The organism is Nocardia jiangxiensis NBRC 101359 (assembly GCF_000308615.1).
Lineage (GTDB): Bacteria > Actinomycetota > Actinomycetes > Mycobacteriales > Mycobacteriaceae > Nocardia > Nocardia jiangxiensis.
Window position 1 is genome coordinate 355,125 of record NZ_BAGB01000041.1, and the last position, 12,056, is coordinate 367,180.

Sequence of the window (12,056 nt, forward strand, 5' to 3'; positions counted from 1 at the left end):
GTCGGCCCGCCACACGGTATGCCCGAAATTCGCAACCCGCCCCGCCCAACACGGACACGCTGTCGGCAATATGCCATGAACAGCAGGGCCTGTACACCGTAGGCTGACCGGGTGAACGCCAGTGCATCACCCGATCCGGACCTGCCGACGTTGCGCGATCCGGTGCTCGTCGCCGCCTTCGAGGGCTGGAACGACGCCGCCGACGCCGCCAGCGGCGCCATCGAGCATCTGGAACTGATCTGGGACGCCGAACCTCTCGCCGAACTCGACTCCGAGGACTACTACGACTACCAGGTGAACCGGCCGACGGTCCGCCAGGTCGACGGCGTGACCCGTGAGATCCAGTGGCCCGCCACGACGCTGTCGGTGTGCTCGCCGCCGGGCAGTGAGCGCGATGTGGTGCTGTTACACGGGATCGAACCGAATATGCGATGGCGCAGTTTCTGTGACGACATTCTCGAACTCGTGGAGCAACTGCGGGTGACCACCGTGGTCATCCTCGGCGCGCTGCTCGCCGATACCCCGCACACCCGCCCCGTCCCGGTCACCGGAACCGCCTACAACAAGGAGGCGGCCGAGCAGTTCAGCCTCGAGCAGACCCGCTACGAGGGGCCGACCGGGATCACCGGCGTCCTACAGGACGCCTGCGTTCGCGCGGGCGTCCCGGCGGTGTCGTTCTGGGCGGCCGTGCCGCACTACGTCTCGCAGCCGCCCAACCCCAAGGCCACGATCGCACTGCTGCACCGGGTCGAGGAGGTCCTGGACATCGAGGTCCCGCTGGGTGAGCTACCCGCCCAGTCCGAGGACTGGGAGTCCGCGGTGGACGAGATGACCGAGGGTGACGACGAGGTCAGCGAGTACGTGCGCTCGCTCGAGGAACGCGGTGACGCGGCGGTCGACCTGAACGAGGCCATGGCCAAGATCGACGGCGACGCGATAGCCGCCGAGTTCGAGAAGTACCTACGCCGCCGCGGCGGCCCAGGGGGATTCGGGCTGTAATTTTTGCCTCCGCTTCGCTCCGGCGGGGCGACGCACCCAACGGCGAAGCGTCTCCGTGCGCCGGAACTCGCCCGCGAAGCGATAGGCAAAACAACAGCGCTCCAAGGTTTTCGGCGCGGCTCGCCGTTCCGGGGGTGCCGCGTAGGCGACGAAGGAGCAAGCGGCGCCCCCGGAACGGCGAGCCCTAGGGCGCCGAAAACTCGCCGGAGCGAAGCGGAGGCAAGTTGGACACGGTCCAGACTCTCGCTTCTGCCTCGTCGGCCAACTTGGCCAGCAGGATCTCGCGCGGGATGGTCTGTCCTGCCAGGTGCTCCAGGGACGGGACCATGACGTGGTGTGCGTCTGCGCGCTTGAGCTCGGCGGTCAGCTCCGCGAAGGCGGTGCCGTCACCGGTTGTCGATTCATGGAACGTCGCGGCGAAGCACATCCCCGCAGAACTGGCGAGGCTGCACATGGCGTCCTCGAGCTCCTCGGAGTCGCCTCCGGCCAGTTCGTCACGCACATACCCGTAGATCAACGCTTCCACCCGAACCTCCGTTGGGATCTGGATAGGGATTCGCTGTTCTGTTGTCGGACCCCCGCACGCGGCGGGGCACTGCTCGACGAGATATCGCTGCTCGTTCGATCCGATACCACTGCTTCGGCGGTACCGCGCGGGCCGGAAATCGACCCGCTTCGAGCATGCGCCATCGACAAATGTAATTGCAGATGTCAATGCGCTGACATTCGGATGCCCTATCCGGGCCATCTGGAGTTAACTGGTGGGATACTGACCGCGTGGCCGCTGGTGACGATCGACCCGTCTGGGCAGTCAGGATGCGTTCGGAACGAGATGCCAGGGGGTGGTCACAAACCGAAGCGGTTCGCGCGATGCGCGCCAAGTCCTCGCACAATCTGCCGACCGACAGCACGTTGCTACGCAACTGGCGGCGCTGGGAGTCGGGCGAATCGCGTCCGGACGAGTTCTACGCGCCGATCATCGCCGCCGCCTTCGACACCGTCACAGCGGCGTTCTTCCCCAAGGCCCGCCCGAGCCGGGACGACGAGTTGCTGTCCTCCACCGGGATGGACACGCTCGAGTTCCTCGGCCGGCTGCGCATGTCCGACGTCTCGGCGGCCACCCTGGACGCCATCCGGATCACCGCCGAACGGCTGTGCTGCGAATATCCGTGCAGCGATCCGCGCACCCTGCATGGCGAAGGCACCGCGTGGCTGCGGCGCATCACCTCCCTGCTGGACGGCCGGTTGACCTTGGCGCAGCATCGCGAGGTGCTGGTCCTGGCCGGATGGGTCGCACTGCTGGTGGGTTGTCTGGACTACGACCTGGGCCGACGCACCGAGGCCGAGGCCACCCGCCGTGCGGCGCTGTCCCTGGGCCAGGAGGCCGACCACGTCGAGATCGTCGGCTGGGGTGCGGAGATGGCCGCCTGGTTCGCCCTCACCCAGGGCAACTACCGCGGCGCGATCGACGCCGCGGGCGCCGCTTTGGCAAGCACTCAGCAACTCGCCGTCGGTGTCCAGCTCGCCGCGCAGCAGGCCAAGGGCTGGGCACGGCTGGGTGACCGCACGGCGATGGAGGCGGCGCTGCGGCGGGGGCGCGCGATCCTGGAGCGCCTCGACCATCCGGTCAACTTGGACAACCACTTCGTCGTGGATCCGCAGAAGCTCGACTTCTACGCCATGGACTGCTGCCGCGTCATCGGTGAGGACCAGTTGGCGCGAAACTATGCGCACCAGGTGCTCCGGGCCTCCACGGGCCCCGGCGACACCATCCTCAAACCCATGCGGGTCTCCGAGGCCCGGCTGACCCTGGCCGTGGTGGCCGTGCGCGAGGGCGAACTCGACCGGGCCGTGGACGAGGGCCTGCGCGCGTTCACCGGAACCCGGCGCTCGCTGCCGTCGCTGATGTGGATCGCGGGCGAAACCGCACGGGAGATGATCGCGCACTATCCCGAGGACGCTCGCACCCACGCCTACCTCGATCAGTTGCGTGAGGTGGCAACACCGTAGCCGGGCCTTGTTACGCTCCCCCAATGGATTTCAGTCTGCGGTCCTGCTCGTGGCGGGGGCATGCCACCTACGCGCCCGACGAGACCGAACTCGCTGCACGCCTGCATGTTTCGACACCGGCCGGAATCGCGTGGCGGTGTCTGCGCTGCGGCGACTTCGTCGTCGGCGATCCCGTGGGCAGCGGTCCGGCCGACGAGGCGCCGGAGGTGCCGCGCGGGCGGCTGCTGCGGGACCGGTTCATCATGCGGTTCCTGGCGATCGAGCGCATTCTGCGCGGTCTGGTCTTCGTCGCGCTCGGCGCGGGGGTGTTCAAGGTGCGCAATTCGCAGCATCAGCTGCGCGCGGCATTCGACAAGGAGATGCCGCTGATCCAGCCGCTGGCCGATCAGATCGGCTGGAATCCGGACAATTCGAAGATCGTGCACTTCATCGAACAGGGATGGAAGCTCTCGCCGACGGTGCTCACCCTGATCGCGGTCGGACTGCTGGCCTACGCGGCCATCGAATTCATCGAGGCGGTCGGGCTGTGGCTGGCTCAGCGCTGGGGCGAATACTTCGCGGTCATCGCGACCGCGATCTTCCTGCCGCTGGAGATCTACGAGCTGACCGAGAAAGTCACCGTGTTGCGCGCGGGTGCGCTGCTGATCAATATCGCTGCGGTGCTGTGGCTGCTGTGGTCCAAGCGACTGTTCGGAATCAACGGCGGCGGGCGCGCGTACCACGCCGAACACAACGAGGCGAGCCTGCTCACGGTGGAGCGGTCGGCCGTCGCGCTGCCCGCGTACTGATCGATGACGCCCGACGCGTCGCGGGCTCGGCGCGCCGATGCCGGGGACGCGTCGGCGCCCGCGGGCATCGGTATTACCCTCGACCCGGTGACCGAGTCCGCTGAAGGATTGCTGCCCGACGCCGCGCCCGCGACGTCCCGGGGTGAGTCCGCGGTGACGCGCACCTCCGGGACGGTCGCGCCGGCCTCGGGCACGGACCGATCAGCGCAGGATTCGGGCCCGGCCGCGACTGCGGAGGCACTGTTCGACGGTGCGGCGCTTCCGCGCGGTCGCGTGGTGTTCGCCCCGGCCGGGATCGACGCCGCGGCGGCCGAGGATCGGTTGCGGCTGTTCACCTTCGCCACGGCCGAGAAGCGCGGTGAGTATCTGTGGGTGTTGCGGGCGTTCGATCAGGCCCGCGCCGCCTACGTGGTGCTGCTGCACGCCAACGATGTCGCCGATACGCTGACCCGATTCCCGGACGCGCCGCGACTGTCCGCGGCCGAGGTGGGTCCGCTGCTGGAACAGCTGCATCAGTGGGGTGTACTCGAGCGCAGCTACGACGGCACCCGCGCGGCGACCCTGGCCGAATATCGCAACCGGCACTTCGTCTATCAGTTCTCGCAGAGCGGATATCACGCTTATCGCGCGGTGTCGGAGGTTCTCGGCGCACGCCTGGACGAGGCTGCTCTGTCGCGGCTGGTCCTGCCGGAGTTGCTGACCGATCTGCAGGCCCTGGCCCAGGCCAACCGCGCCGGTGACGCCGAACGCGTCTACCGGATCCTGAATCGTCTCGATACCACCCTGTCCGAACTGGCCGAACGCGCCGCGCACTTCTATCTGACCCTCGGGGATCTGGTGCGCACCACCGAGGCGACGCCGGAATCCTTTCTGGCACACAAGGATGCGCTGTTGGCGCATATGCGCGAATTCAGTATGGACCTGGCGCGCTTCGCCCCGCGGCTGGCGGCGGCGATCACCGAGGTCGAGGAGACCGCCGTCGAGGAGATGATCGCGCGAGCCGGGGCCTGTGACGAGCGGGTGCTGCTCAGTGTGGCCGATCGCGAGGAGGATTGGCGCGATCGCTGGCGTGGGCTGCGCGGCTGGTTCGTCGCCACCGCCGCCGATATCGCTGCGGGCGAAGGCAATTCGGAGACACAGACCAGGTCCGGTGCGAGCCAGACCGAGGCCGAGCGGCTGCGCGATGCGACGATGAGCGCCATCGCCGCGGTGCTGTCGCTGTTGCGCCGGGTCACCGAGACCCGCAAGGGCGGGGTCAGCCGGGAATCCGCGCTGCGTCATCTGGCCGGGTGGTTCACCGCGACACCGACCGCCGAGAGCGCGCACGCACTGTTCGACGCGGTCTTCGGTCTGGGCCGGCCGCGGCATCTGTCGATGGAACATCCCGACGCCGATATCATCCCCGCGATCCGATCCTGGTGGGACGCACCACCCTTGGAGATTGCGCGCACCCTCGCCGAGACCGGGCGGCCACCGTCGCCGGGCGCGCCGTCGCGCATCGCGCGCAACGACGCGGGTATCCGGCGGCTGCGTCAGGCCCAGTTGGACGCCCAGCGCGCCCGCGCGGCCGCCGCGCAATCGCTGGCCGCCGCCGATCTGCACGAACGCGTACTGGACGACGGCGAGACCGAGGTGCTGCTGCGCCTGCTCGACGCGGCCTCGACCGCATGGGTTCCGGTGAGCGGCCGGACCGGCACCTCCGGATCCGACAGCGGGGTCACCCTGACGGTCTCCGAACATCCCGGCTCCACCGTCGTGCGCACCTCGCGCGGGCTGCTGCACCTGAACAACCGGCGACTGGAGATCCGTGAGAACGGCCGTGCCCGAACGCCTTCCCCGGGGGCGCGCTCGTGATCCACGCCCGCACAATAGATTCGCTCACCCTGGACAACTATCAGCGCGCTGCCCGGGTGATTCTGGCCAATCATCTCGTGACGCGCAGTTATCCGGATCGGATCGCCCTGCCGCTACTGCGTCGCTGGGCCACCGAACTGCGCGAGGATCTGGCCGAACTGTTCGGTTACCGGCTCGAGGTCACCGAGACCACCGCCCGGTTGTTCCCGGTGCTGGATCGGCTCGATTCCGGCCGTCCGGCGCGCACGCCGGGTGATCGGCTCTTCGACCGGCGGCGCTATGCGTATCTGTCGCTGGCGCTGGCCGCACTGGGCCGGGCGGGCGATCAGATCACCCTGTCCGAACTCGCCGATCAGGTTGCTTCGTACGCGACGCGGGTCGACGGGCTCGAATTGTCCACCGACCGTGCCGCCGATCGCGATGCGTTCGTCGACGCCGTGGCCTGGCTGGGCGCGCGCGGAGCGCTCACCCTCGCCGATGGTGACGCCGGAGGTTGGGCGGCGGATCCGGAGGCCGGTGAAGCGCTGTACGACATCGATCGGGCCGTGGTCTTCGCGATCTTCCGGCCGCCGCGCGTACTGCAGCATCTGCGGAGTGTGCGCGGGCTGTTCGAGGACGAATCCGACAGCGGCCCCGGTGTTTCCACACCGCAGGCGCGGGCCGCGGATGCCCGCCGGGTGCGGCGTGCACTGGTCGAGCGGCCGGTGGTGTACGCCCAGGAGCTGTCCGAGTCCGAGCGGGTGCAACTAGGGACGGAGAAGGTCGTCGCCGAGGTGGAGCTGCTCACCGGGCTGCGGGCCGAGCGCCGTGCGGAGGGAGTCGCGCTGATCGACACCTCGGGGCGTCTCTCCGATGTCCGCTTTCCCAGTACGGGCACTCTCGCCCAGGTCGCGCTGCTGCTGGTCGGCGAGATCGCGGATCTGGTGCTGGACATCGACAACCCGGTCGAGCGCCGCCACCGGCCCGCACCGGCGAGCACCCTGATCGGCGCGCTGGACGAGGCGATTCCGGAGTCGACCGTGTTCACGCCGCTGGTCATTTCCGCCGATCCTACTGCTGCACAGGATGATTCGGACCAGGCAGCCTCGGAGGAGTCCGGCGAGGTCGAGCAGGAGCCGGGGTATCCGGTCGTGCCGATATCCTGGATCCGCGAAACCGTGCAGGCGCTCACCGATCGCTACGGATCCACCTTCGCCGCGCAGTGGCAGGCCGACGTCCCCGGGCTGACCCGGGAAGTCCTCGCGCTGCTCGAGCGGCTACACCTGGTCGAGCCACTCGCCGCCGAGGACGAGACGGGTTCCGGCGGAACGGTTTCCGATCCCGGCCTGTTGATCCTGCCCGCACTGGCCCGCTACCGCGGCGCGGTGGTCACGGTCCGCACGCGCGCCAAGAGCGAACTGTTCGCCTCCGCGACCGCTCTCGGCGACCACGCCTATCCGGCACAGAAGGGGAGTTGATGGAGCTCATCCACGGCGGCGTCCGATTCGTACCCACACGGGCGGGCATCATCAACCTCTGGGACTATCGCGATCAGGAATTCTGTTTCGCCGACGGGCGTCTGGTGCTGCGCGGGCCCAACGGGTCCGGTAAGACCAAGGGCCTCGAGGTGCTGTTCCCCTTCGTGCTCGACGGTCGGATCGAGCCGCGCCGGCTCAATCCGTTCGCGGGCGAGGAACGCACGATGAAGTCGAATCTGCTGTACCGCAAGCAGGAATCGGCGTACTCGTACGTGTGGATGGAGTTCGCCCGCGGGCGGCGGGCGGATCCGGAGGTCGTCACCGTCGGCATCGGGATGCGCGCGACGCGTTCCTCGGACAAGGTGACGCGCTGGTATTTCGTCGCCGACGGCCGGGTGGGGGTCGACTTCTCCCTGATCGGACCGGACGACCGGCCGCTGACCCGCAAACAGCTGGCCGAGCAGATCGGCACCGACGCCCTCACCGATCGTCCGGTGGACTATCGCGCCGCCATCGACGCGCGCATGTTCGGGCTCGGGGTGCAGCGCTACGACCAGCTGATCAACCTCATCCTGACCCTGCGCCGCCCACAGTTGGCCAAGAACCTCGACCCGCGCGGACTGTCGCAGGCGCTCACCGACGGCCTGCGCCCCCTGGACGAGCAGCTAATCCTGGACGCGGCCCGCTCGTTCAGCGATATGGAGGAGGTCGGCCGGACACTCGAGGGCCTGGTCCAGGCCGACACCGCCACCCGCGCCTTCGTCGGGGTCTATCGGAAATATCTTGCGGTGCAGGCCAAGAGCGATGCCGATCAGGTTCGCGGACGCATCGACACGGTGACGCACGGCAGTACGGCACTGTTCGCCGCGACGGCGCTGCGGGAGCGTCGCGAGGGTGAGCGCACCGCCGCCGAGGAGCGCGCCGAGGCCGCCGATCGCGCCTACGAGCAGGCGCTGACCGATCGGGAGACGCTACAGCGTTCCAGCGCGTACGAGGGCAAACAGCAACTCGACGATCTGGCCGATGCGGTGCGCAGGCTGGAGACCTCCGCTGCGGTGCACCGAGACAAGGCGACCAAGGCGCAGCAGGCAGTCGATCAGCGCGCCGAGGAGGCCGAACGTTCCCGTGCCGCAGTCGAATCCGCGACCGCGGCGTTGTCCCGGGGCGAGGACGAATTGCGCACGGCCGCGGAGGAGGCCGGTATCGCCTGGTCCGCACTGCCCGAGCAGGCCCGCGCCGAACAGCTCACCACGACCGTGCGCAGTCACGCCGAGGAGCGCGACGCCGACGTGCGCGCGGTACGCCAGGCACTGACGTTGGTCGACACCGCCGCCGCGGGACGATCACGCGCCGAACGTGCCGCGCAGCGCGCGATCGAGCAGCGCGACGCCGCCGCGGCCGCACTCGCGGAGGCCGAGGCCACCGTGACCCTCGCGCGGTCGAATACCGCTGCGGCACTGCGTGACTGGTGGGAGGAACATCGCGAGGTACATGAGCCGGTGCGCGCGGGACTGTTCGAGGCGCTCGATGCCGCCCTGGCCGCCGCCGGTTCCGATGACGCGGCCACCCTCACCGAAATACTCGCCGAGCACACCGAACCGCTCACCGAGCAGATCCGCACCCAGCGGCAGCAGTGTCGCACCGCCGCCGAACAGGCCGGGGCCCGGATCGCCGAACTGCTGACCGAACGGGACCGGGTCGCGGCCGAGAAGGAGGACGCTCCACCGTCTTTCGCCGCCCGCACCGACGCGCGTGGGAGTCACCCGGGTGCGCCACTATGGCGCCTGGCGCGCTTCGCCGACGACGTCTCGCCCGAACAGGCCGCGGGCATCGAGGCAGCATTGCAGGCCGCCGATCTGCTCGACGGCTGGGTGTGTCCGGAAGATGCGCTGCCGCTGCATGATTCGGACCAGTTCCTCATTCCGCTGCCGCCGCAGCACCGCCCGACCGGTCGCACGCTGGCCGATGTACTGGTCGTGGAGGATGATTCGGATGCCCTGACCGTGCCCCGCGATGTCGTCTCGGGCGTGCTGTCCTCGATCGCCTTGTCCGAGAAGGTCATCCACGATGACGCCGCGAGTTTCGGGCAGGAGTCCGACGGCCCGACTCCTCCGGTGACGATCGACGCCGACGGCCGATACCGCCAAGGCGTACAGCTGGGCCGCCACACCAAACCGCATGCCGAATTCATCGGCGCGACCGCGCGTGCCGCCCGCCGGGAACTGCGTCTGGCCGAACTCGCGACCGCCGTCGAGACCGCGCAGGCCGCCGAGCAGGAAGCCACCGACCAGCAGCAGGAGGCGACCGCGCAGCTTTCCCGAATCACCGCTGCCGCCAAGGCATTACCCCGGACCCACGCGGTCACCGCCGCACTGCGGGCGGTTTCCGAGGCCGCGGGCATGCTGCGTTCGCGAGCCGAGGCCGCGGCACAGTCCGAGGGCGATCTGGATCAGGCGGTCGCCGAATTCACCACCGCCGACAAGAAGGTTCGCGGCGTCGCGGCCGCCCATCGCGCGCCGCGCGGTCCGGCCGAGCTCGATGCCCTGGCCGCGGCGATCCGGCATTTCGAGAACACCGGTACGGCCCTGTTGCGCCTGCGCGGGGACCATCAGCGCGATCACGAACGGGCCCGCGAGAGCGACGACCGCCTGGCCGAATCCCGGGATCTGGCCGAGGCTTTCGCCGAGGAGGCCGAGTCGGCGCGCGCCGGGTACGAGGAGCAGTTGCGCAAACTCGAGACGCTGCGCGAGGCGTTGGGTGCGGGTGCGGCCGATATCGATCACGAACTCGAACAGGCGCGGATGCGGATCGAGGCCGCGCGAGCCGAGCAGAAGGCCGCCCGCAAGGCGGCCTCGGATGCGATCGAGGCGGTCGGCTCGGCCGAGGGCGCCTACCGGGCCGCGCACGACTCGCTCGGCACCGCCCTGACCGAACTGCTCGCCGACGTGAAACACCTTGCGCCCTATGCCCGTCCGGATCTGCTGAGCCTGCTCGGCGCGCCCGAGCACTGCCGCTGGCCCAGTACCGAGGCGGCCTGGTCGACCCCGGAGCAACTGCTGTACCGGATCGAGACCGGCGGACCGGAGGCCACCCCGCGGGTCCTTCCCGAAGAGGTGCAGGAGCTGTTCGACGGTCTGTGCGCGGCCACGGCGTCGGTGCGCGCCGGTGAGGCCGCCCGCAAGTCCACCCGCAGCGCGGTGACCGCGGCGCTGCAGGAATTCGACGCCGCCCTGGCCGCTGCCCGACAGGACTACCGGCTGCAGTGGGACGCCGCCGACGGGCTCACCGTCGTACAGGTGCACGACGATCAGGGTGCGGCCGCGCTGGCCGATTTCGCCGACCGCATCGCCGGGGCCCGCTCGGATCAGGAATTGCTGCTCACCGACGCCGAGCGCCGCATCCTCGAGGACGCGCTGCTGACCGGTCTGGCCCAGCAGATCCACGAACGCACCAGTGACGCACGAGATCTCATCACCCGCATGGGCAGCGAGATGAAGCAGCGCCGGATGTCCTCGGGCAACACCATCGGCGTGCACTGGGTGCTGGCGGACAATCTGTCCGAATCCGCCCGCGCGGTGTGCAAACTGCTGGACCGCGACGCCTCGGAGCTGAGCCCGGAGGATCTGGCCGCCGTACGCGCGCACTTCGCCGCGGAGATCCGGACCGCCCGCGCCGCGCACCCGGAACGCTCGTACCCTGAAATCCTGGCCACCACACTGGATTACCGGACCTGGCGAGTGTTCTCGTTCACCCTGATCACCGCCGACGGCAGTGAGGACCGGCTCACCGTGGCCCGGCACAGCGCCCTCTCCGGTGGCGAACAGTCGGTGTCCCTGCATCTTCCACTGTTCGCCGCCGCGCACGTCATGCTCGATTCGGCCGATCCCCAGGCCCCGCGCCTGCTCGCCCTGGACGAGGCGTTCGCCGGTGTGGACGACAACGGCCGCAGCGAATTGCTGGGCCTGTCCGTCGATTTCGACCTGGACCTGTTCATGACGGGCTACGACCTGTGGATCACCTACGACCACGTCCCGGCCTGCGCACACTACGATCTGGCTCACTCGGCCGCGGAGAACACCGTCAGCGCAACCCTTCTGGTGTGGGACTCGCGCGATCTGCTGGCCGAACACGACGGCTCCGACCTCACCGCGGCGCTGGGTTCGCCGGGCCGCCGTCGAGTGCCGCACACCGTCGAGGGAGCGATAACCCTCGACGAGGCAATGGAACTCACCTCCTGACGGGTCAGTGCCCGTACAGCAACGTCTGCCGGACCGCGTCGTTGAAGGCGTGCGCGAGGCCCGGCACCGCCAGGTTGCCACTGCGCCGCCACCACAGCGACAGCGGGACACCGATCAGGACCTGCAGCGGCAGTGCCAGGATGATCGTGCGGACGATGCCCGTGTGCGTGCTCATTACCGGAAGGTGCCACAGGGCCCACAGGATCGACAGGCCGACCGCGGAGCACCCGTCCACCGGCTCGCCGGGCCGGTGCAGATAGGAATCGAGTGCGCCGCGGAAGAACACCTCCTCCATGACGAAAACCACGGGCACGTACAGCAGCATCGACTCCGCGAACGTGAGTAGTCCGGGCCACAGCGACGGGAACGGCATGCCGAAACCCACTGTGTTGTAGAGCGTGAGCAGCACACCGGTGCCACCGGCGACCGCCGTACAGCGCGCGACGCCAGCCGTCCCGTCCCAGGGCGCGTAGCGACCACGCCGCGGCCAGAGCGCCGGGAATCGTCACCAGGAAGTATCCGCAGACCGCCCAGTCGAGTGGGCCGCCGTGTTCGATGTGGGTGATCAGGTCCGCAACGGCCCGCACCAGTTCGACCGTCGGATAGATCAGCAGCACCACGAAGATCGCCAGGACCCTCGCGTCGATCCGCGGCGGGTGCTCGTCGCGGACCCACAGCTCGCGAATCGGTCTGCGCTGCAGCACCAGTGG

Annotated in this window: 8 protein-coding genes; 6 read left to right on the forward strand and 2 right to left on the reverse strand. The window is 69.1% G+C overall.

Going from position 1 to position 12,056, the window contains the following annotated elements; genetic code table 11:
* The first annotated feature begins 111 nt into the window (after nucleotides 1-111).
* Nucleotides 112-999 (forward strand): PAC2 family protein, encoded by an 888-nt coding sequence (locus tag ON40_RS15710; protein WP_040823123.1) that lies wholly within the window; start codon nucleotides 112-114, stop codon nucleotides 997-999.
* A 184-nt stretch (nucleotides 1,000-1,183) separates the two neighbouring features.
* On the opposite strand, the gene ON40_RS15715 is transcribed toward ON40_RS15710, so the two are convergent.
* On the reverse strand, nucleotides 1,184-1,525 hold the full coding sequence (locus ON40_RS15715; RefSeq protein WP_051193146.1) for a hypothetical protein: 342 nt from the start codon (nucleotides 1,523-1,525) through the stop codon (nucleotides 1,184-1,186).
* 344 nt (nucleotides 1,526-1,869) lie between these two features.
* Here ON40_RS15715 and ON40_RS15720 point away from each other — a divergent pair, with 344 nt between their 5' ends.
* The 5 genes from ON40_RS15720 (at nucleotide 1,870) to ON40_RS15740 (ending at nucleotide 11,346) form a co-directional block, all read left to right on the forward strand.
* Nucleotides 1,870-3,009 (forward strand): NsdA family TPR-like regulatory protein, encoded by a 1,140-nt coding sequence (locus ON40_RS15720; RefSeq protein WP_040823126.1) that lies wholly within the window; start codon nucleotides 1,870-1,872, stop codon nucleotides 3,007-3,009.
* A 23-nt stretch (nucleotides 3,010-3,032) separates the two neighbouring features.
* A complete protein-coding gene (locus tag ON40_RS15725) occupies nucleotides 3,033-3,797 on the forward strand; it encodes a DUF2127 domain-containing protein (RefSeq protein ID WP_040823129.1) in 765 nt (254 codons plus the stop codon).
* 321 nt (nucleotides 3,798-4,118) lie between these two features.
* A complete protein-coding gene (locus ON40_RS15730; protein WP_051193250.1) occupies nucleotides 4,119-5,651 on the forward strand; it encodes a TIGR02677 family protein in 1,533 nt (510 codons plus the stop codon).
* Nucleotides 5,651-7,108, forward strand: a complete 1,458-nt coding sequence (locus ON40_RS15735; protein ID WP_040824205.1) for a TIGR02678 family protein — start codon at nucleotides 5,651-5,653, stop codon at nucleotides 7,106-7,108. Before ON40_RS15730 ends, ON40_RS15735 begins: the two co-directional genes overlap by 1 nt.
* A complete protein-coding gene (locus ON40_RS15740; RefSeq protein ID WP_040823131.1) occupies nucleotides 7,108-11,346 on the forward strand; it encodes a TIGR02680 family protein in 4,239 nt (1,412 codons plus the stop codon). Before ON40_RS15735 ends, ON40_RS15740 begins: the two co-directional genes overlap by 1 nt.
* Nucleotides 11,347-11,350: 4 nt before the next feature.
* Here the strand turns inward: ON40_RS15740 and ON40_RS15745 are convergent, their stop codons facing one another.
* Nucleotides 11,351-11,755 carry a CPBP family intramembrane glutamic endopeptidase gene (locus tag ON40_RS15745; RefSeq protein ID WP_040823133.1) on the reverse strand — a complete coding sequence of 135 codons (405 nt, stop codon included), beginning with the start codon at nucleotides 11,753-11,755 and terminating at the stop codon, nucleotides 11,351-11,353.
* Nucleotides 11,756-12,056 lie beyond the last annotated feature (301 nt).

What these genes read in the sequence shown, in the direction of transcription:
- ON40_RS15725 (WP_040823129.1), top strand. Translation starts at nt 3,033, where the DNA reads ATGGATTTCAGTCTGCGGTCCTGCTCGTGGCGGGGGCATGCCACCTAC.
- ON40_RS15740 (WP_040823131.1), top strand. Translation starts at nt 7,108, where the DNA reads ATGGAGCTCATCCACGGCGGCGTCCGATTCGTACCCACACGGGCGGGC.
- ON40_RS15720 (WP_040823126.1), top strand. Translation starts at nt 1,870, where the DNA reads ATGCGCGCCAAGTCCTCGCACAATCTGCCGACCGACAGCACGTTGCTA.